Below are 21,520 nucleotides of genomic sequence, written 5' to 3' on the forward strand. Positions count from 1 at the left end.
ACACAGCCGCGTTACCCGTGATCCGCGTGGGAACCACGCGGATCATGCCGTGCTGCTCTGCACCTTTTCACGCGGCCACTTCAGACACTCGGCGAACAATTTCCTCTCGTCTGCCATCTCATTTCCATGAGCACAATTCTTCCTTCCGGCCCGAGCCCTTTCTTCCGGAACAACTCCTTCTTCCGGCACACCGGAATCACATCGGAATCACCCTGGTTCACCCACGCCTCAGGCATAGCCAATTCGGCTGCCCGATGAAACTGCGGGCGTGATTCCTTCGTATTCCCATCCGGAGTACCAATCACTCCGAACGGTCAACAAGTAGCAGTAATCATCAGCAAGGAGATCAAGTGGTGGTAAATCCAGGTGAGGTCACGACCGCCGCTCCGGCCGGCTCCCTGACCACCCACGCCCCGGCGAACGGCACCGAACACGTCCTCGCGGAGGTGCTGGCCGGCGTCGTACGCGTCGAGCGGGTCCCCGTCGACAGCCACTTCTTCGACGACCTCGGTGCCAACTCCCTGGTGATGGCCCACTTCTGCGCCCGGGTCAGGAAGCATCCCGACCTGCCGGCCGTGTCGATGCGGGACGTGTACGGGCACCCGACGATACGGGGTCTCGCGGCGGCGCTGGCCGAGGTCCCGGACGAGCCGCCGGCGCCCGCTCCCGAACCGGCCGAGCCTCCTCCACCGGGCAGCACCGCGCGCTATGTCCTGTGCGGAGCACTCCAGTTCCTGGTCTTCACGGCGTACTGCCTGCTCTCCGGGCTCGTCACCGCTCAGGGGTACGACTGGGTCTCGGCCGCGGACGGCCTGGTGGACGTCTACCTGCGGTCGGCCGTCTTCGGCGGTGCCGTCTTCGTCGGGATGTGCGCGCTGCCCGTGGTGGCCAAGTGGGTGCTGGTCGGCCGCTGGAAGGAGACCGAGTTCCCCGTCTGGAGCCTGGCCTATCTGCGCTTCTGGACCGTCAAGGCACTGCTGCACGCCAACCCGATGGTCCTGTTCGCCGGCAACCCGCTCTACGTGCTCTACCTGCGGGCGCTCGGGGCGCGGATCGGCAAGGGCGTCACGATCCTCTCCCCCTCCGTCCCGGTCTGCACCGACCTGTTCACCGTCGGCGCGGGCACGGTGATCCGCAAGGACTCCTACTTCCTCTGCTACCAGGCTCACGCCGGACGGATACGCACCGGCCCGGTCACCCTGGGCCGCGACGTCTTCGTCGGCGAGAAGACCGTCCTCGACATCGGCACCTCCATGGGGGACGGCTCCCAGCTCGGCCACTCGTCCGCGCTGTACGGCGGCGCGTCGGTGCCGGACGGTCAGCACTGGCACGGCTCCCCCGCCCAGCGCACGGACGTCGAGTACGTACGGGTCGAGCCCGCGGACTGCGGCACCGCGCGGCGGGCGGGCTACGGCCTGGCCACCGTGCTGCAGACACTGTTCCTCTATGTGCCGCTCCTCATCGGGGGCACGTACATGCTGCTCACGGTGGCGCCCGCGCTGGACGTGCTGCTCGACCGGGAGACGCGGCACATCACGTCGGCGCGGTTCTACGCCGAGGCGCTCGGTCTGTCGCTCGCGCTCTTCGTGGGCTTCATCCTGATCGGCTTCGTCACCGTGTCCGTACTGCCGCGGCTGCTGAACCTGGCCCTCGAACCGGACCGGGTCTATCCGCTCCACGGCTTCCACTACTCGGTGCAGCGTGCCGTCGCACGCCTGACCAACGTCAAGTTCTTCAAGTGGCTGTGCGGGGACAGCTCGTACATCGTCCACTACCTGCGGGCCCTCGGATACGACCTCTCGCACGTCGAGCAGACCGGCTCCAACTTCGGTACGGAGGTGGCCCACGAGACGCCCTACCTGGCCACCGTGGGCAGCGGCACGATGGTCGCCGACGGACTGTCGATCATGAACGCCGAGTTCTCCGGCACGTCGTTCCGCATCTCGCAGACGTCCATCGGGGCGCGCAACTTCCTCGGGAACCACATCGCCTACCCCGCCGGAGGCCGCACGGGCGAGAACTGCCTGCTCGCGACGAAGGTGATGGTCCCGCTCGACGGCGATATACGCGAAGGGGTCGGCCTGCTGGGTTCCCCGCCCTTCGAGATCCCGAGGACCGTGGAGCGCGACACCCGCTTCGACCACCTCCGTGAGGGCGACGAGCTACACCGTCGCCTCTCCGCGAAGAACCGGCACAACCTGCGCACCATGGGTCTGTTCCTGTTCATCCGCTGGTTCGACTGGTTCGTGCTCACGGTCCTGGGCTTCGCCGCCTTCGACCTGTACGGGGAGTTCGGCACCGCCGGCGGTCTGCTGATCGGCGCGTCCCTGATCGCCGGCCTCGCGTTCACCACCGGCTACTACGTGCTGGTGGAGCGGCTGATCTGCCGGTTCCGTCCGCTGGAGCCCCGGCTGCACTCCATCTACGACCCACTCTTCTGGCGCCACGAGCGGCTGTGGAAGATCCCCGACAGGCACATCAGCGTCTACAACGGCACCCCGTTCAAGAACCTGGTCTGGCGGCTGCTCGGGGTCCGTATCGGCCGCAGGGTCTTCGACGACGGCTGCTCCATCACGGAGCGCACGCTCACCGCCATCGGGAGCGACAGCACCCTCGGTGCGCACACCAAGGTGCAGCCGCACTCGCAGGAGGACGGCACCTTCAAGTCCGACCACATCGAGATCGGCGACGGCGTGACGCTCGGCGTCGGCGCGCTCGTGCACTACGGGGCGTCGGTGGGCGACGGCGCCGTACTGGCCGCCGACTCCTTCCTGATGAAGGGCGAGGAAGTACCGGCGGGGGCGCACTGGGGCGGGAACCCGGCGGTCGCTCAGCGACGCGCCTGACGGCTACGCGGCCCGGCCAGGCTCCGCGGCACAGACCAGAAAGACAACAGGGGGAAGAAAGACCATGGAAACGATCCCGAAGTGGACGCTCGACCCGGTGCCGGGCACCGCCGAGTACGAAGTGCCGCTGCCCGAGGGCCTGGTGCGGGAACCCCGCGCTCTGCTGGCCGCACACGCACGGGTCCTCGCCGCACTGTCCGGCGAGCGCGAGGTGACGGTCGGGTACGTGGCGGCGAAGGGCGAGCGGCCGAGGCCGTGCCGGCTGACCGTCGGCACCGGCTCCTGGCACGACCTGCTGGAACACACCCGCGAGGCCGAGGCGGACCTGGCCGCGCGGAGGGCGGAGGACGAACCGGCCGCCTTCGAGACGGTGCTCGATCCGCACGGCGGCCGGGGCCCCGAGGACGCCGTCCTGCACGTGGCTTTCGACGACCACACCCTGCGCCTGCGCTACCGCACCGACGTCCTCGACGCGGACGCCGCCGCCCGGATAGCCGGCTACCACCTCACCGCGCTCACCCATCTGTCCGCCGACGCGGACGCCGAGCCCGGCCGGCAGAGCCTGCTGTCCGACGACGAACTCCGCCTCCAGCTCGACGGGTTGGCGGGGCCGCACCGCGAGCTGCCGGACCGCCGGGTCCACGAGCTGTTCGAGGAGAGGGTGTTGGCCCACCCCGACGCCGTCGCGGCCGTGCAGGGCGACCGGCAGTGGACGTACCAGGAGCTCAACTCCCGTGCGAACCAACTGGGTCGGGCCCTGCTGACCCGCGGGCTGCGGCGCGAGGACGTCGTCGCCGTGGTCATGGAACGCGACCTGGACTGGATGGCCGCCGTCCTCGCCGTCCTCAAGGCGGGCGGCGTGTATCTGCCCATCGAGCCGCACTTCCCGGCCGAACGCATCGCGGCCACCCTGGCGCGCGCCGGATGCGAACTCGTCCTGACGGAAGACGGCAGCACCACCACCCTGGACGGGGCCGACACCGGCGCCCGCGTCCTGCACGTCGACGCGGCCTACGCGGAGAACCACCCCGACAGCGACCTCGGCATCCCCGTCGCCGCCGGCCAACTCGCCTACATCTACTTCACGTCCGGCTCCACCGGCGAGCCCAAGGGCGCGATGTGCGAGCACGCCGGCTTCCTCAACCACGTCCACGCCAAGCTCGACGACCTGGGCGTCGGCGAGGGCCAGGTCGTCGCCCAGACCGCACCCCAGTGCTTCGACATCTCGCTGTGGCAGCTGGTCTCCGCGCTCCTGGTCGGCGGCCGCACCCTGCTGGTCGAACAGGAGGTGATCCTGGACGTCCCGCGGTTCGTGGACACGATCACCGGCGGCCGGGTCAATGTCCTCCAGGTGGTCCCGTCGTATCTGGAGGCCGTGCTCGCCGAGTTGGAGCAGCGCCCGCGCGAACTGCCGGATCTGCGCTGTGTGTCGGTCACCGGGGAGGCGGTGAAGAAGGAGCTCGTCGAGCGCTGGTTCGCGGCAGAGCCCGGCATCCGGCTGGTCAACGCGTACGGGCTGACCGAGACCTCGGACGACACCAATCACGAGGTCATGTCCCGGGTGCCGGACCAGGACCGGGTCCCGCTCGGCCGGCCGGTCGCCAACGTGCGGGTGTACGTCGTCGACGAGGACCTGTCCCCCGTACCCCTCGGCGCGCCCGGCGAGATCGTCTTCTCCGGGGTCTGTGTCGGCCGCGGGTACGTCAACGACCCGGAGCGGACCCGGGCGGCGTTCACCACCGACCCGTACCGCCCGGGTGAGCGGCTCTACCGCAGCGGTGACCACGGCCGCTGGCTGCCCGACGGCAAGCTGGAGTTCCTGGGCCGCCGGGACAGCCAGGTCAAGATCCGCGGCTTCCGTATCGAGATCGGCGAGATCGAGAACGCGCTGCTGCGGGTGCCCGGGGTCCGGGACGGCGCCGTGGTGGTCGTCGGGGGGACGCGCCTTGTGGCGTTCTGCGCCGGGTCCGCCCGCTTCGACTCCGCGGCCGTGCGGGAGCGGCTGGCCGTGTCGCTGCCCGCGTACATGGTCCCCTCGGCCGTCCACCGGCGGGACAGCCTGCCGCTGACCGCCAACGGCAAGACCGACCGGAAGTCGCTGACCAGGCTCGCCGGTGAGCTCGACTCCGCCGGGAACGGTTCGCCCGCCGGTGAGGGCCCGCACGCGCCCGGCACCGCGAGCGAGCGCCGGGTGGCGGCGGCCTGGGCCCAGGTGCTCGGCATCCCCGGCGACCGGATCGGCCGCCGGGACCACTTCTTCGACCGCGGCGGCACCTCGCTCGCGGCCGTGAAGCTCGCGATCGCCCTGGACCGGGCGATCACGCTCAAGGACGTCACACGTCATCCCGTCCTCGCGGACCTGGCGGGGCTCCTGGACACCCCCGCCGCCTCCTGACCACGGCTGACCACACGGAAGAGACGGAACCGAAGGCACCGACGACACCCATGACCGGAACACCGCACACCCGCACGACCGAACACCGCAAGGCCGAAAGGAAGCACCTGATGTCGTCTTCATCTCCGACGTTGCTACCGGACGTCGATCTGCGCCCCGGCAGCCCTCCGATCCTGCGCGCCGACGCCGCGGGCGACACGACGGGCTGGGCGGCCGAACACCGCGACGCGCTGCGGGCCGTCGTCGCCGAGCACGGCAGCCTCCTCGTCCGCGGCCTGGGACTGCGCGACCCGGACACGACCGCGGCCGTCTTCCGCCGACTGGCCACCGGCCTGATGCCCGACCGGGAGTCCTTCGCGCCCCGGCGCTCGTACGAGGACGGTGTGTACTCCTCCTCCAAGTGGCCGCCGAACCAGCAGATGTGCATGCACCACGAGCTGAGCTACGCGCTGGAGTTCCCCGGCCTGATGCTGTACGCCTGCCTCGACGCGCCCGACCAGGGCGGCGCCACCGCCGTCGCCGACGCACCTGCCGTGCTCGACGCGCTGCCCGCCTCCCTCACCGCACGGTTCGAGCGGGAGGGCTGGCTGCTCACCCGCACGTACAACGACGAGATCGGGGCGAGCCTCGCCGAGGCCTTCGGCACCGAGGACCGCGCGGCCGTCGAGCACTACTGCCGGGCGCAGGCCATCGAGTTCGCCTGGCAGAGCGACGGCTCCCTGCGCACCCGGCAGCGCCGCAGCGCCGTGGTCCGCCACCCGGTCACCGGGCGGCGCTGCTGGTTCAACCAGATCGCGTTCCTCAACGAGTGGACCATGGACCCCGAGGTGCGCGAGTACCTGGTGGACGTCTACGGCTCCGACGGGCTCCCCTTCAACACCCGCTACGGCAACGGCGACCCGATCGGCGAGGACGTCGTACTGATCATCAACGAGGTGTACGGGGCCCACACCGCACGCGAGCCGTGGCACTCCGGTGACCTGCTGCTCGTCGACAACATCCGTACCGCGCACAGCAGGGAGCCCTTCGAGGGGCCCCGTGAGGTGCTCGCCGCCCTGGGCGACCCGGTCCGGCTGACCGACTGCGCACCGACCATCGAAGTGAGGGCCGCATGACCACCACGGACGAGAACGGCACGACGACCACGGAACCGGGGGCGCTGACGCCTCCCCCGTTCTCCGTCATCTCCGGCGCCCAGGTCCACGAGGCCCTGCACGGGCGGGAGTCCGAGATCGTCGACCTGGTCGAGTCGGTGTACCGCCTGCACGGCGCGGGCGACTCGGTGAACCCTCCGTCGTACTTCCTGCGTTTCCCGGACCGTCCGTCGTCCCGGATCATCGCGCTGCCCGCCTCGATAGGCGGGCCGGTGGGGGTGGACGGCCTGAAATGGGTCTCCAGCTTCCCCGGGAACACGGCGAGCGGTCTGCCGCGCGCCTCGGCCGTGCTGATCCTCAACGACCACGACACGGGCTATCCGTTCGCGTGCCTGGAGAGCTCGATCATCAGCGCCACCCGGACGGCGGCCTCGGCGGCCCTCGCGGCCGACCGCCTCAGCCGCGACCGCGCCCGGCCCACCCGGGTCGGGTTCGTCGGGACGGGTCTGATCGCCCGCTACATCCACACCCATCTGGCCGCCACAGGCTGGTCGTTCGAGGAGACCGGGGTGTTCGACCTGTCCGCGGACAGCGCGGCCGGCTTCAGCGGCTACCTGGAACGGTCGGGCACCAAGGGCCGGATCACCGTGCACGACAGCGCCGAGTCGCTGATCCGCTCCAGCGACCTGCTGGTCTTCGCCACCGTCGCCGCGAAGCCGCACATCCACGACCCGGCGTGGTTCTCCCACGCCCCGCTCGTGCTGCATGTGTCGCTGCGCGACCTGGCGCCCGAGATCCTGCTCGACTCGGCCAACTTCGTGGACGACGTCGAGCACTGCCTGAAGGCTGACACGTCACCGCATCTGGCCGAACAGCACACCGGCGGCCGCGACTTCCTCGACGGCACGCTGGACGACGTGCTCTGTGGGCGGGTGACCGTACCCGCGGACCGGACGGTGGTGTTCTCGCCCTTCGGCCTCGGGGTCCTCGACCTCGCGGTCGGCAAGTTCGTCCACGACGAGGTGGCCCGAAGGGGCGAGCCGCACGTCGTCGACGGCTTCTTCCACGAACTGCGCCGGTACGGCTGACCGGCGGGCACCGCGCCACGCGAGGAGCGGAGCGCGGTGCCGCATGAAACAGGGGGGACATCATGCCCGTCATATCCGAGCCCACACAGTTCAACGAGGACGAGCTCTACGTCGACCTGCGGGCGGCACTGGGGCTGCCGCTCTTCCTGAAGTGCGAGGGGTTCAACTTCGCGGGGTCGATCAAACTGAAGGCCGCGACCGAGATGGTCAACGCCGCCGAGCGCGAGGGTGTCCTGCGGCCGGGATCCGTCATGGTCGAGTCGTCGTCCGGGAACCTCGGCGTGGCGCTGAGCATGATCGCGGCGAGCCGTGGCTACGGGTTCCTGTGCGTGACCGACTCGCGCTGCAATCCGGCGACCCGGCGGATGATGGAGGCGCTGGGGAGCGTCGTCCACGTGATCGACGAACCCGATCTGCACGGCGGCTTCCTGGGCGCGCGGATCGCGTACGTGAGCGCGGTGTGCGCCTCGGACGACCGGTACGTCTGGCTCAACCAGTACGCCAACGAGGGCAACTGGCGCGCGCACTACCGCACCACGGCACCGGCCATCGCCCGCCGTTTCCCGCACCTGGACGTGCTGTTCGTCGGGGCCGGCACCACCGGCACCCTGATGGGCTGCGCGCGCTGGTTCTGGCAGCAGCGGCGCCGGGTGCGGATCGTGGCCGTGGACACCGTCGGCTCGGTGACCTTCGGGGGGCCGCCCGCTCCCCGGATGATCCCCGGCCTGGGCATGGCCGTCCGTCCGCCGCTGCTCGACGAGTCCTACGTGGACGACGTGGTGCACGTCCCGGAGCCGGACACGCTGCGGGCCTGCCGCCGACTCGCCTCCCGGGGCTTCCTGTTCGGCGGCTCCACCGGCACCGTGGTCAGCGGCGCGACCGACTGGCTCGCCCAGTACGGGCGGCGCAACCTCACCGCGGTGGCGATCGCCCCGGACCTCGGCGAGCGCTACCTCGACACGGTCCACAGCCCGGGCTGGGGGGTGAACGTCCACGGCGAGGACACGCTCGGCGGCTCCGGCGAACTGGCCGCCCTGTCGCACCCCGCCTGACCGGCACGGCGGGGCGGAAAGGGGCACGGTCCAGTGCGGCGGGAGTTTGGTGACGACCGCCGTACCGAGGGGTAGGTTCCCAGACATGGCAGCCAGCACCCACACCGTGACCAACCAGGCTCCGCCGCTGGTCTCGTACGACGTCTTCAACGCCGACCGTGCCCTCGTCGAGGCGGTCGACCGGCACCTCGACCCACAGCTGCTCGACGAGGCGCACGGCGATCTGTCGGCCCTCGGGCTGACCTCCGGATCGGCGCAGGTCCAGGCCTGGGGGGCGCTGGCCAACGAGAACCCGCCGAAGCTGCGCACCCACGACCGCTACGGCAACCGGGCCGACGACGTCGAGTTCCATCCGTCCTGGCACCGGCTGCTCGGCAAGGGTGTCTCGGCGGGCCTGACGGCGGCGTGGTCACAGCCCGGCGGGCATGTGCGGCGCGCGGCCGCCTTCGTGGTCTGGACGCAGGTCGAGGCGGGGAACCTGTGCCCGCTGTCGATGACGCACGCGGCGGTGCCCGCGCTGCGCACCGACCCGGCGCTCGCCGCCGAGTGGGAGCCCCGGCTCACGTCCATGGTCTACGACCAGGACCTGCGGCCCGCTCAGCAGAAGGCCGGCGTGCTCTTCGGGATGGGCATGACGGAGAAGCAGGGCGGCAGCGACGTACGCGCGAACACGACGTCCGCGCGAGCGCTGGCCGAGGACGGGACGTACGAGCTGACGGGCCACAAGTGGTTCTGCTCGGCGCCGATGTCGGACGGTTTCCTGGTGCTGGCGCAGGCTCCCGGCGGGTTGACGTGTTTCCTGGTGCCGCGGGTCCTCGCCGACGGCACACGGAACGTGTTCCGCATCCAGCGGCTCAAGGACAAGCTGGGCAACCGGTCGAACGCGTCGGCCGAGGTCGAGTTCGACGGCACGTGGGCGCGCCGGGTCGGGGACGAGGGGCGCGGGGTGCGCACCATCATCGGGATGGTCGCGGCGACCCGGCTGGACTGTGTGCTCGGCTCGGCGGGTCTGATGCGGCAGGCCGTCTCACAGGCGGTCCACCACTCGACGTACCGCGAGGCGTTCGGCGGCAGGCTGATCGACAAGCCGCTGATGCGGAACGTCCTCGCGGACCTGGCCCTGGAGTCGGAGGCCGCGACGGTGCTCGGGCTGCGGCTCGCCGCCGCGTACGACGACGGGGGCGAGCAGGAGCGGGCGTTCCTGCGGATCGCGGTACCGGCCGCGAAGTACTGGGTGACGAAGCGGTGCACGCCGGTCGCGGTGGAGGCCCTGGAGTGCCTCGGCGGCAACGGTTACGTGGAGGAGTCGGGCATGCCGCGGCTGCTGCGCGAGTCTCCGCTCAACTCCGTCTGGGAGGGCGCGGGCAACGTCCAGGCACTGGACGTCCTGCGCGCCCTGCAACGCGAACCTGCGGCCCTCAACGCCTACCTCCAGGAGGTCGGCAGGGCCCGTGGCGCCGACCACCGGCTGGACGGCGCGATCAAGAACCTGCTGACCGAACTCGCCGACCTGGAGGGCATCGAGGGACGCGCCCGGCGTCTCGTCGAGCGCATCGCCGTGGTCCTCCAGGGCTCGCTGCTGGTCCGGTTCGCGCCGCCGGAGGTCGCCGACGCGTTCTGCGCCTCACGCCTCGGCGGGGACTGGGGGGCGTCGTTCGGGACCCTGCCGCACACCCTGGACCTCGGCTCGGTGGTGGAGCGGGCGCGGCCCGTTTTCTGAGCCGCCGTCAACAGACGTACGGGGCACGGGGGTGGTGCTGCGCCGACACGGCACCACCCCCGTTCCATGGCCCCGTTGAGCGGAGCACGCACGCCGCACGAGGCGGCGTTGCGTCAATTTTTGGACACGCGGGGGAAGTTCACCAGGGTTGCAGGGGGTTGCAACCTCTCCGCACCCTGCGTGAAATCTCCGCTCCGCGTCCGGAGTGTCGCCCTCCGCGACGGACAGACGGCACTATGAGACGTGCAGTCAGTACGGGCTTCGGGTCACATGGCCGGGCGGCCGGGGCCACTTTGCCCGCTCAGGCTCTCCGGGAGGACCCAGTGGTGTACTCGCCGATGGACGTGACGCGGCTCGCCGCGGTGGACACAGCGCAGGCGGCTCGGGTGCTCGACGAGGTGCGCAACGCGACGCTGGCCGGCGAGCGCGCCCGGCTCGATCCGCGGCCGGTCATCGGGGAGTCCTGGGGGCGGATGCTGCGCTCCGGCGTGGACCCCGACCACGACTTCCGGGCCGGAGTGCTCGGTCCGGACGAGGTCGAGCGGCGCCGGCGCGACTCCCCGCTGCGGCACGTCCTTCCGGTACTGCGGCAGGGGCTGCTGTCGGTCGGGGACATCACCCAGCACATCATGGTCGTGGCGGACGCGCAGGCCCGGGTGTTGTGGCGCGAGGGCAGCCGGTCGGTGCTGCGCAAGGCCGACGGGTTCGGCTTCGAGATCGGCGCGGACTGGCGCGAGGAGGTCGTCGGCACGAACGGCGTCGGCACGCCCGCCGTCGCCCGCCGCCCCGTCCAGGTCTTCGCCGCCGAGCACTTCGTACGCACGCACTCCGCCTGGACCTGCACGGGCGCGCCGATCACCGACCCGCGCGACGGCCGGCTGATCGGCGTCGTGGACATCAGCGGGCCCTGGGAGACCATGCACCCGGCGACGCTCGCCTGGGTCGACTCGGTGGCCAAGCTCGCCGAGGCGCGGCTGCGGGAGCGGCATCTGACCGCGCTGGACCGGCTGCGCGCGGTGGCCGCGCCGGTGCTCGCCCGGGTCGCCGGCCGCGCGCTCGCCGTCGACAAGGACGGCTGGACCGCCGCGATCACCGGTATGCCGTACATGGAGAGGCTCGCGCTGCCCAGGGCGATCGGCACGGACCGGGTCTGGCTGCCCACGCTCGGCCTGTGCTCGGTGGAACCACTGCCCGGCGGCTGGCTGGTGCGCGTCTCGGACGAGGAGTCCGCGCCCCGTGGCGCAGCCCGGATCGCCCTCGACCTGTCGCAGCCGCGCCGCTGGTCGGTGACCGTCACGGGCGTCACCGGCACCTGGACCCACGAACTGAGTCCGCGGCACGCCGAGTTGCTCTACCTCCTGGCCCTGCACCGCTCGGGCCTCAGCGCCGCGGCACTGGCGGACGACCTGTTCGGCGACCCCGCCCGCACGGTGACCGTACGAGCCGAGATGTCACGCGTACGCCGATATCTGGGGGCGGTCCTGGACCACCGGCCGTATCGTTTCTGCGAAGCGGCGGAGGTCCGGACAACCCTGCCGCGAGATCCCCTGGACCTACTCCCGCACTCGACGGCACCGGGAGTACTGAGGGCAAGGCAGGCCGCCCCTTCTTAGGGGGCGGTAGCGGCTTGCTTTTTCTCCGGGGGGCGGTAGCCCTTGCTTTTAAGGGGCGCGGGGCTGTGACATCTGCGGCTCCGCCGCGGGGCGCGACAAGCCCCCACCAACCCGCACCCAACACACAACACCCCCGCCCAACCCGCGGAGCGAACCGGTCTACTCCCGACCTATTCCGGGGTATTCGACCGGACTCGCCACACCCTGACGTACCATCCTTCCCACGGCCCCCCACATCCGCCGCCTCCGGCGCTCAACCGCCGGATCACAGGAGGCAGTTGGCCGACGACGGGAGGACCTATGACATCTCGAGGCAGACACCGCCGCCGAAAGAAGGGGCGTGTCCTGCGGGCCACGCTGTCCGGGACCGCCCTCGCCCTCACCGCCGCCGCCACCATCATCAGCACCTCGCAGGCTGCCGGCAGCGACAACCCGGGCCCGCTGACGTCGATCACCTCCTCGTCCGAGGTCAACAAGCTCCAGCTGCACGAGAACCTGGTCAGCGGCACGACACTCGACACCCTCCAGAGCGGAATGGGCGGGAACGTCGGGGTCGGCGCCGTCCTCGACAGCGCGAACCACCCGATGCGGAACAAGGCCGACTGCGACTCCACCGAGTCGGCGGCCCTGCCCGTCGAGCCGACCGCCACCCGTGCGTACTGCTGGGACAGCGGGGACGCGACGACACAGAAATGGCTGCCGCAGTCCGTCACCACCTCCGGGGACGCCGACAACGACGGCAAGTGGGGCAACGACCGGGTCATCCTCGCGGGCTGGACGCACAACGACCACAAGGCGGGCGAGCCCGCCGACGACAAGGGCCTCGCCCGGGTCGCCTTCATCGACGCGAACGACCCGAAGAACCTCAGGTACCGCTGGGTCCTGCTGGTCGCTCCGCTCTCCGGGGGCAAGGACTTCGGAGCGGTCCGCTCCCACGTCGGCGGCATGGTCTGGTACCAGGACAAGCTGATCGTCACCGCCAAGAACGGCGCCGATCACAACAACGCGCTGTTCGTCTTCGACATGAACCGCATCCTGCAGGCCGACGTCAACAGCACCGAGATCGGCAAGGTCGGCGGCGGCTGGTCGGCACGCGGCTACCAGTACGTGATGCCGGCCATCGGCTCGTACGACCTCACCGGCGGAGCCTGTTCCGCGAGCAACAACAACGCGGTCCCCTGCTTCGGCTCGATCTCCCTGGACCGTACGTCGACACCGGACAGCCTGGTCGCGAACGAGTGGTTCAGCTCGGGTGGCAGTGAGCCGGCCCGCGTCTGGCGCTACTACTACAGCACCGCGAGCGACCGCACCGGCCTGCTCGGCAGCAACGCCAGCGACAACGTGAACGCCGACGAGGCGTACGAGACCAAGGCCGTCGGGCTGCAGGGCGTCCTCTCCCACAAACCGAGCGGCGCGAGCAAGGCCGACTGGTACGCGGGGTACGCGCCGGGCACCCGCGACCGGCACGGCACGCTCTGGCGGCAGAACGAGAGCACCGCCAAGGCCACGAAGTGCGGGGCCGGCGGGTCGTACGCCTGCTGGGGCCAGCACACCGAGTCCCTGTCGTACTGGCAGGAGACCGGCGAGCTGTGGACCCTCACCGAGTGGGCGGCGAACAAGGACAACGAATGGGAGCTGCCCGCCGTCCCGGAGCGCGTCCTGTACGCGGTCCCGCTGTCGGAGGTCGACGGCTCGGTGGAGTGATCCGCACGCCCCCGGTGATCCGGCCTCCCGCGCCGGCCCGGTGGCCTGACCTCGGGCGTCAGCGGTGAGCCCGGGACAGCCGTCAACGTGAGCACCCGTGGAGGCGGGCCCCGCTTTGGAGCGGGGCCCGCCTTCGTGGTTCTCTGGCCCGCATGAGCATCGCTGTGACCACTTGGTCCCTGGAGCAGGTCTCCCCGGCCGACCAGCTGCCCGCCGCCGCCCCCGACGGCGACGTCCGGATCGTCCGCGCCGAGGTGCCCTCCCCCGAGTTCAGCCGCTATCTGTACACAGCGGTCGGCGGCGACATCCGCTGGACGGACCGGCTCGGCTGGACGTACGCGCAGTGGCAGGAGGGCCTGGACCGGCCGGGCGCGGAGACCTGGGTCGCGTACGACCGTGGAACGCCCGCCGGGTACGTACAACTGGAGCCGCAGGACGACGGCGTCGTGGAGATCGTCCACTTCGGGCTGATCCCCGCCTTCCGGGGCCGGCGCATCGGCGGGCACCTCCTCTCCCACGGCGTGGCACGGGCCTGGGACCTGGCCGACCGCTGGCCGGGGCGGGCGCAGACGAAGCGCGTCTGGTTGCATACGTGCAGCAAGGACGGCGAGCACGCGATGGACAACTACCTGCGCCGCGGCTTCAAGCTCTTCGACACCAAGGTCGAGGAGGAGCCGGACGTGACGGCACCCGGGCCCTGGCCGGGGGCTCACGCAGGCTGACCTGGCACGACGTGGGCGGATCCCGGCCACGTGACCTGCCGTGCGACCTGCCGTGTGACCGACACCACCCTTGTCTCGCGTATCGAGACAAGGGTGTCCGCATCATGGACGAAGCTGGACTGTGTCCAGATCGCCGTGACACGCTTCCGTCATGTCTGGAACTGGAATTGCCTTGGTGAGTCGGCGGCACGTCGACCTCGGCCGCATGTCCAGCGCCATCTGTCCGGCCTGCTGACACAAGGCACCGGGGGCCTTTGACCCCGAGCCCAGCACTGCCGACATCCCCTTTGTCTCGCCCTGCGCAAAGACGCGCACGTATGCCCGTATGCGCCCACACGCGCAGGTCAGAGCCGCATCCGCCTGTCCCGAAGGACGTAGAACACCATGGCCGCCACCCCACAGAATCCCGCTGCCGCAACGCCCCGCCGCAAGGTGAGCCGTCACCGCGGCGAGGGTCAGTGGGCCGTTGGTCACTACACCCCGCTCAACGGCAACGAGCAGTTCAAGAAGGACGACGACGGTCTCAACGTGCGGACACGCATTGAGACGATCTACTCCAAGCGGGGCTTCGACTCGATCGACCCCAACGACCTGCGCGGACGCATGCGCTGGTGGGGCCTCTACACCCAGCGCAAGCCCGGGATCGACGGCGGCAAGACCGCGATCCTGGAGCCGGAGGAGCTGGACGACAAGTACTTCATGCTGCGGGTGCGGATCGACGGCGGACGCCTCACCACCCAGCAGCTGCGGGTCATCGGCGAGATCTCGCAGGAGTTCGCGCGGGGCACCGCGGACCTCACCGACCGGCAGAACGTCCAGTACCACTGGATCCGAATCGAGGACGTCCCGGAGATCTGGGAGCGCCTGGAGGCCGTCGGGCTGTCCACGACCGAGGCCTGCGGTGACACACCCCGGGTGATCCTCGGCTCGCCCGTCGCCGGGATCGCCGAGGACGAGATCATCGACGGCACCCCGGCCATCGAGGAGATCCACCGCCGGGTCATCGGCAACAAGGACTTCTCGAACCTGCCCCGCAAGTTCAAGACCGCGATCTCCGGCTCGCCGCTGCTCGACGTGGCGCACGAGATCAACGACGTCGCGTTCGTCGGCGTGAACCACCCGGAGCACGGCCCCGGCTTCGACCTCTGGGTCGGCGGCGGCCTCTCCACCAACCCGAAGATCGGCCAGCGCCTCGGCGCCTGGGTCCCGCTCGACGAGGTCGCGGACGTCCACATCGGCGTCCTCTCGATCTTCCGCGACTACGGCTACCGGCGCCTTCGTACGCGTGCCCGGCTGAAGTTCCTGGTCGCCGACTGGGGTGTCGAGAAGTTCCGCCAGGTGCTCGAGGACGAGTACCTGAAGCGCAAGCTGGTCGACGGCCCCGCTCCCGACCAGCCGGTCGCCCGCTGGCGCGACCACGTCGGTGTGCACCGTCAGCAGGACGGCCGCTACTACGTGGGCTTCGCCCCGCGCGTGGGCCGCGTGGACGGCGCGACCCTCACCAAGATCGCCGAACTGGCCGAGGCGCACGGCTCCGGCCGGCTGCGCACCACCGTCGAGCAGAAGATGATCGTGCTCGACGTGGAGCAGGACCGGATCGACTCGCTGGTCGAGGGCCTTGAGTCGCTCGACCTGACCGCCAAGCCGTCGCCCTTCCGGCGCGGCACGATGGCCTGCACCGGCATCGAGTACTGCAAGCTCGCCATCGTCGAGACCAAGGCACGCGGTGCCTCGCTGATCGACGAACTGGAGCGCCGCATCCCCGAGTTCGACGAGCCCATCACCATCAACATCAACGGCTGCCCGAACGCCTGCGCCCGTATCCAGGTCGCGGACATCGGTCTCAAGGGCCAGTTGATGCTGAACGACCAGGGCGAGCAGGTCGAGGGCTACCAGGTGCACCTCGGCGGCGCACTCGGCCTGGAGGCCGGCTTCGGCCGCAAGGTCCGTGGCCTGAAGGTCACTTCGGACGACCTGCCCGACTACGTCGAGCGCGTGCTGAAGCGTTTCGAGGAGGAGCGCGAGGACGGCGAGCGCTTCGCCACCTGGGCTACTCGTGCCAGCGAGGAGTCTCTTTCATGAGCGAGCGCGCGGCGCCCTTCTACTGCCCCTACTGCGGTGACGAGGACCTGCGTCCCAGCGAGCAGGGGCACGGCGCGTGGGAATGCGCGGCATGCAATCGAGCCTTCCAACTGAAGTTCCTCGGGCTGCTGTCCCGGGGAGTTCAGCGCAACGACGGTGGAGGGGACGAGATATGACGACCGTTCAGACCGATACCGATACCGATACGAATCTTGAGAGCGGCCGGGACGCCGAGCTCAGGGCTCTCGCCGAGCAGGCCGGCCGCGACCTGGAGGACGCCTCCGCCCTGGAGATCCTCCAGTGGGCGGTCGACACCTTCGGCAAGCAGTTCTGCGTGACCTCCTCGATGGAGGACGCGGTGGTCGCCCATCTCGCCTCCCGCGCGAGGCCCGGCGTGGACGTCGTCTTCCTCGACACCGGCTACCACTTCGAGGAGACCATCGGCACCCGGGACGCGGTCGAGGCCGTGATGGACGTCAACGTCATCACGCTCACCCCGCGCCAGACCGTGGCCGAGCAGGACGCCGAGTACGGGCCGAAGCTGCACGACCGCAACCCCGACCTGTGCTGCGCGCTCCGCAAGGTCAAGCCCCTCGAAGAAGGGCTCACCAAGTACAGCGCCTGGGCGACGGGCCTGCGCCGCGACGAGTCCCCGACCCGGGCGAACACCCCGGTCGTCGGCTGGGACGAGAAGCGCCGCAAGGTAAAGATCTCGCCGATCGCCCGCTGGACGCAGGACGACGTCGACGCGTACGTCACCGAGCACGGCGTACTCACCAACCCCCTGCTGATGGACGGCTACGCGTCCGTCGGCTGCGCCCCCTGCACCCGCCGGGTGCTGGAGGGCGAGGACGCGCGCGCCGGCCGCTGGGCGGGCCGCGCGAAGACCGAGTGCGGGCTGCACGGCTGACCATGGCTGCCACTTCGACGAATTCGATGAACCAGGAGATTCAAGTGACCGGAGCCACCATCTGGCTCACGGGTCTGCCGAGCGCCGGCAAGACCACCATCGCGTACGAACTGGCCGGACGGCTGCGCGAGGAGGGCCACCGCGTCGAGGTGCTCGACGGCGACGAGATCCGTACGTTCCTGACGGCGGGCCTCGGCTTCAGCCGCGAGGACCGGCACACGAACGTACAGCGCATCGGCTTCCTCGCCGACCTGCTGGCACGCAACGGCGTCAAGACGCTGGTGCCGGTCATCGCTCCTTACGCGGACAGCCGCGAGGCGGTGCGCAAGCGCCACCAGGCGAGCGGGGCCGCGTACATCGAGGTGCATGTCGCCACTCCGGTCGAGGTGTGCAGCGAGCGGGACGTGAAGGGCCTGTACGCCAAGCAGGCGGCGGGCGAGATCTCGGGTCTGACCGGGGTCGACGACCCGTACGAGGAGCCCGAGTCGCCCGATCTGCGCATCGAGTCGCACACCCAGTCCGTGCAGGAGTCCGCGGCGGCGCTTCACGCGCTGCTCGCCGAGAGGGGTCTCGCATGACGACGACCGTTGCCGACGTCTCCGAGGAGGGGACCGACAGCCCGTACGCCCTGAGCCACCTGGATGCTCTGGAGTCCGAGGCGGTGCACATCTTCCGCGAGGTGGCGGGTGAGTTCGAGCGGCCGGTGATCCTCTTCTCCGGCGGCAAGGACTCCATCGTCATGCTGCATCTCGCGCTGAAGGCGTTCGCGCCCGCCGCGGTGCCGTTCTCGCTGCTGCACGTGGACACCGGGCACAACTTCCCGGAGGTCCTGGAGTACCGCGACCGCACGGTGAAGAAGCACGGGCTGCGGCTGCACGTCGCCTCCGTACAGGACTACATCGACCGCGGCACCCTCAAGGAGCGCCCGGACGGGACGCGTAACCCGCTGCAGACGGTGCCGCTGACGGAGAAGATCCAGGCCGAGCGGTTCGACGCGGTGTTCGGCGGCGGACGCCGGGACGAGGAGAAGGCCCGCGCGAAGGAGCGGGTGTTCTCGCTGCGGGACGAGTTCTCGCAGTGGGACCCGCGCCGCCAGCGCCCCGAGCTGTGGAACCTCTACAACGGTCGGCACGCGGCCGGCGAGCACGTCCGCGTCTTCCCGCTGTCCAACTGGACCGAGCTGGACGTGTGGCAGTACATCGCCCGCGAAGGCATCGAACTGCCGGAGATCTACTTCGCCCACGAGCGTGAGGTGTTCCAGCGGGCCGGCATGTGGCTGACCGCGGGCGAGTGGGGCGGCCCGAAGGACAGCGAGACCGTCGAGAAGCGGCAGGTCCGCTACCGGACCGTCGGTGACATGTCCTGCACGGGTGCCGTCGACTCGGACGCCACCACGCTGGACGCCGTGATCACCGAGATCGCCGCCTCCCGGCTCACGGAGCGGGGCGCCACCCGCGCCGACGACAAGATGTCCGAGGCCGCGATGGAAGACCGCAAGCGCGAGGGGTACTTCTAACCATGACGAGCACCACCGAACCCACCGTGCCGCTGTCGGTCGAGCAGCTGTCCGCGACGACCCTGCTGCGCTTCGCCACCGCGGGGTCCGTCGACGACGGCAAGTCCACCCTCGTCGGCAGGCTGCTGCACGACTCCAAGTCGGTCCTCACCGACCAGCTGGAGGCCGTGGAGCACGCCTCGCGCAACCGCGGCCAGGACACGCCCGACCTCGCCCTGCTCACCGACGGCCTGCGGGCCGAGCGCGAGCAGGGCATCACCATCGACGTGGCGTACCGCTACTTCGCCACGGCCCGGCGCCGGTTCATCCTCGCCGACACGCCCGGACACGTGCAGTACACCCGCAACATGGTGACGGGTGCCTCCACGGCCGAGCTGACGGTGGTCCTCGTCGACGCCCGCAACGGAGTCGTCGAGCAGACCCGCCGGCACGCGGCGATCGCCGCACTGCTGCGTGTCCCGCACGTCGTGCTGGCCGTCAACAAGATGGACCTCGTCGAGTACAAGGAGTCCGTCTTCGCGGCGATCGCCGAGGAGTTCACGGCGTACGCCTCCGAGCTGGGCGTCCCCGAGATCACCGCGATCCCGATCTCGGCGCTCGCCGGTGACAACGTGGTGGACCCGTCCGCGAACATGGACTGGTACGGCGGCCCGACCTTCCTGGAGCACCTGGAGACGGTCCCGGTCAGCCACGACCTCACGACCTGCCACGCGCGTCTGCCCGTGCAGTACGTGATCCGTCCGCAGACCGCCGAGCACCCGGACTACCGGGGGTACGCGGGCCAGATCGCGGCCGGTGCCTTCCGTGTCGGCGAGTCGGTCACGGTGCTGCCCTCCGGCCGTACGTCGCGGATCTCCGCGATCGACCTGCTCGGCGCACCGGTCGACGTGGCCTGGACGACGCAGTCGGTGACCGTCCTCCTGGAGGACGACGTCGACATCTCACGCGGCGACCTGCTCGTGCCGACCAAGGACGCGCCCGCGACGACGCAGGACATCGAGGCGACCGTCTGCCACGTCGCCGACGCGCCGCTGACCATCGGCCACCGCGTGCTGCTCAAGCACGGCACCCGCACGGTCAAGGCGCTCGTCAAGGACATCCCGTCCCGGCTGACGCTCGACGACCTGTCGCTGCACCCGCACCCGGGCCACCTGGACGCCAACGACATCGGCCGGGTCAAGATCCGTACGGCCGAGCCGCTGCCCGTCGACTCGTACGCCGACTCCCGGCGCACCGGCTCGTTCATCCTGATCGACCCGTCCGACGGCACCACGCTCACCGCGGGCATGGTCGGCGAGTCCTTCGCCTCTCCGGAGCCGGTCAAGGCCGAGGCGGACGACGACGGTTGGGACTTCTGACATGGCTTCCCACGACTTCGGCTCCTCCGGCTTCGACTCCCCCGGCTTCCAATCCACCGACTTCTACTCCACGTTCGCGAAGGAGGGCGGCCGCGTCGGCAGCGGTGCGCTCGGCAGTGGCACGGGCGGGGTGGCGCGATGTGCGAGGTGACGGCCCCGGCGGGGCTTGAGCACGCGCACTGTCTGTGCGTCCTCGCCACCCACCGCCTGCGAAAGCGAAGACCAGCCGACCTCCCGGCCACGACCTGAGAGACGTGACCGCCGGGCCGACGAGAGGAACACCTCCCGTGCCTGCCACCCGAAGCAAGCTGCGCCGCGGCCTCGCCGCCATTGCCGCTCTGCCCCTCCTGGCGCTCGCCGCCACCGCCTGTGGCTACGGGTCCCAGGCCAAGGACGGTGACACGTCGGAGGTCGCCGCCGAGGGCAAGAAGGTCGACGGTCTCGACTCCGTGCGGATCGGCTACTTCCCGAACCTGACGCACGCCACGGCGCTCGTGGGTGACCAGGAGGGGCTGCTGCAGAAGGAGCTGGGCGGCACGAAGGTCTCGTACTCCCAGTTCAATGCGGGTCCTGCGGAGATCGAGGCGCTCAACTCGGGTTCGATCGACATCGGCTGGATCGGTCCCTCGCCCGCGATCAACGGTTACAGCACCACCGACGGCAAGGGCCTGCGGATCATCGGGGGTTCCGCGTCCGGCGGCGTGAAGCTCGTGGTCAACCCGGACAAGGTCACGTCCTTGAAGGACGTCAAGGGCAAGAAGATCGCCACCCCGCAGCTGGGCAACACCCAGGACGTGGCGTTCCTCAACTGGATCGCCGAGCAGGGCTGGAAGGTCGACGCGCAGAGCGGCAAGGGCGATGTGTCGGTGGTCCGCACCGACAACAAGATCACCCCGGACGCCTACAAGTCCGGTTCGATCGACGGGGCGTGGGTGCCCGAGCCGACCGCCTCCAAGCTGGTCGCCGAGGGCGGCAAGGTCCTCCTGGACGAGGCGGACCTGTGGCCCGACAAGAAGTTCGTGATCACCAACATCATCGTCTCCCAGAAGTTCCTCACCGAGCACCCCGACGTCGTCCAGGCGGTGCTGCGCGGCTCGGTGAGGACCAACACGTGGATCAACGCCAACCCGGAGAAGGCGAAGGCCGCCGCGAACGAAAAGCTGAAGGAGCTGTCCGGCAAGCCGCTGCCCGCCGGCGTGCTGGACCCGGCGTGGAAGTCGATCCAGTTCACCGACGACCCGCTGGCCTCGACCCTGAACACCGAGGCCGCGCACGCGGTCAAGGCGGGCCTGCTCAAGCAGCCCAAGCTGGACGGCATCTATGACCTCACCCCGTTGAACAAGGTCCTCAGCGCCGAGGGCAAGAGCACGGTCGACGACGCCGGACTCGGCGTCAAGTAGCCCCCCGGACAAGACCGGAC

General features: G+C 70.2%; 18 protein-coding genes. All 18 read left to right on the plus strand.

Going from position 1 to position 21,520, the window contains the following annotated elements:
- Positions 1-350: 350 nt before the first annotated feature.
- Positions 351-2,846 (plus strand): Pls/PosA family non-ribosomal peptide synthetase, encoded by a 2,496-nt coding sequence (locus OG718_RS15655; protein ID WP_443055070.1) that lies wholly within the window; start codon positions 351-353, stop codon positions 2,844-2,846.
- A gap of 64 nt (positions 2,847-2,910) precedes the next feature.
- Positions 2,911-5,241 carry a non-ribosomal peptide synthetase gene (locus OG718_RS15660; RefSeq protein WP_328844420.1) on the plus strand — a complete coding sequence of 777 codons (2,331 nt, stop codon included), beginning with the start codon at positions 2,911-2,913 and terminating at the stop codon, positions 5,239-5,241.
- 110 nt (positions 5,242-5,351) lie between these two features.
- Entirely contained in the window at positions 5,352-6,356 is a 1,005-nt protein-coding gene (locus OG718_RS15665; protein WP_328844421.1) for a TauD/TfdA family dioxygenase, read from the plus strand.
- Positions 6,353-7,423: a 2,3-diaminopropionate biosynthesis protein SbnB gene (sbnB, locus tag OG718_RS15670; RefSeq protein ID WP_143641826.1), complete on the plus strand. Its 1,071-nt coding sequence runs from the start codon at positions 6,353-6,355 to the stop codon at positions 7,421-7,423. The genes OG718_RS15665 and sbnB overlap by 4 nt, the downstream gene beginning before the upstream one ends.
- Positions 7,424-7,485: 62 nt before the next feature.
- Positions 7,486-8,475: a 2,3-diaminopropionate biosynthesis protein SbnA gene (gene sbnA, locus OG718_RS15675; protein ID WP_143641825.1), complete on the plus strand. Its 990-nt coding sequence runs from the start codon at positions 7,486-7,488 to the stop codon at positions 8,473-8,475.
- 85 nt (positions 8,476-8,560) lie between these two features.
- Positions 8,561-10,195 (plus strand): acyl-CoA dehydrogenase family protein, encoded by a 1,635-nt coding sequence (locus OG718_RS15680; protein ID WP_143641824.1) that lies wholly within the window; start codon positions 8,561-8,563, stop codon positions 10,193-10,195.
- Between the two features lie 338 nt (positions 10,196-10,533).
- Positions 10,534-11,808 carry a GAF domain-containing protein gene (locus OG718_RS15685; RefSeq protein ID WP_443055341.1) on the plus strand — a complete coding sequence of 425 codons (1,275 nt, stop codon included), beginning with the start codon at positions 10,534-10,536 and terminating at the stop codon, positions 11,806-11,808.
- A gap of 300 nt (positions 11,809-12,108) precedes the next feature.
- Complete coding sequence (locus OG718_RS15690) at positions 12,109-13,512, plus strand: hypothetical protein (protein WP_143641822.1); 1,404 nt, start codon at positions 12,109-12,111, stop codon at positions 13,510-13,512.
- A gap of 152 nt (positions 13,513-13,664) precedes the next feature.
- Complete coding sequence (locus OG718_RS15695; protein ID WP_143641821.1) at positions 13,665-14,234, plus strand: GNAT family N-acetyltransferase; 570 nt, start codon at positions 13,665-13,667, stop codon at positions 14,232-14,234.
- 151 nt (positions 14,235-14,385) lie between these two features.
- Positions 14,386-14,469, plus strand: coding sequence for a putative leader peptide (locus OG718_RS15700; RefSeq protein ID WP_313904670.1), 84 nt, complete (start codon positions 14,386-14,388; stop codon positions 14,467-14,469).
- Positions 14,470-14,618: 149 nt separating this feature from the next.
- On the plus strand, positions 14,619-16,316 hold the full coding sequence (locus tag OG718_RS15705) for a nitrite/sulfite reductase (RefSeq protein ID WP_143641820.1): 1,698 nt from the start codon (positions 14,619-14,621) through the stop codon (positions 16,314-16,316).
- Entirely contained in the window at positions 16,313-16,492 is a 180-nt protein-coding gene (locus OG718_RS15710) for a hypothetical protein (protein WP_055616311.1), read from the plus strand. The genes OG718_RS15705 and OG718_RS15710 overlap by 4 nt, the downstream gene beginning before the upstream one ends.
- The gene (locus OG718_RS15715; protein ID WP_143641819.1) at positions 16,489-17,226 is read left to right on the plus strand and encodes a phosphoadenylyl-sulfate reductase; all 738 of its coding nucleotides are present in this window, start codon (positions 16,489-16,491) and stop codon (positions 17,224-17,226) included. The genes OG718_RS15710 and OG718_RS15715 overlap by 4 nt, the downstream gene beginning before the upstream one ends.
- A gap of 26 nt (positions 17,227-17,252) precedes the next feature.
- A complete protein-coding gene (gene cysC, locus OG718_RS15720) occupies positions 17,253-17,804 on the plus strand; it encodes an adenylyl-sulfate kinase (protein WP_143641818.1) in 552 nt (183 codons plus the stop codon).
- Positions 17,801-18,742: a sulfate adenylyltransferase subunit CysD gene (cysD, locus tag OG718_RS15725; RefSeq protein WP_328844423.1), complete on the plus strand. Its 942-nt coding sequence runs from the start codon at positions 17,801-17,803 to the stop codon at positions 18,740-18,742. The genes cysC and cysD overlap by 4 nt, the downstream gene beginning before the upstream one ends.
- A 2-nt stretch (positions 18,743-18,744) precedes the next feature.
- Complete coding sequence (locus OG718_RS15730; protein WP_143641816.1) at positions 18,745-20,100, plus strand: sulfate adenylyltransferase subunit 1; 1,356 nt, start codon at positions 18,745-18,747, stop codon at positions 20,098-20,100.
- A gap of 1 nt (position 20,101) precedes the next feature.
- Positions 20,102-20,251, plus strand: a complete 150-nt coding sequence (locus OG718_RS15735; protein ID WP_143641815.1) for a hypothetical protein — start codon at positions 20,102-20,104, stop codon at positions 20,249-20,251.
- 136 nt (positions 20,252-20,387) lie between these two features.
- Entirely contained in the window at positions 20,388-21,500 is a 1,113-nt protein-coding gene (locus OG718_RS15740; protein WP_328844424.1) for an aliphatic sulfonate ABC transporter substrate-binding protein, read from the plus strand.
- Positions 21,501-21,520 lie beyond the last annotated feature (20 nt).

It is taken from the genome of Streptomyces sp. NBC_00258 (assembly GCF_036182465.1).
In the GTDB taxonomy this organism is placed as follows: Bacteria; Actinomycetota; Actinomycetes; order Streptomycetales; family Streptomycetaceae; genus Streptomyces.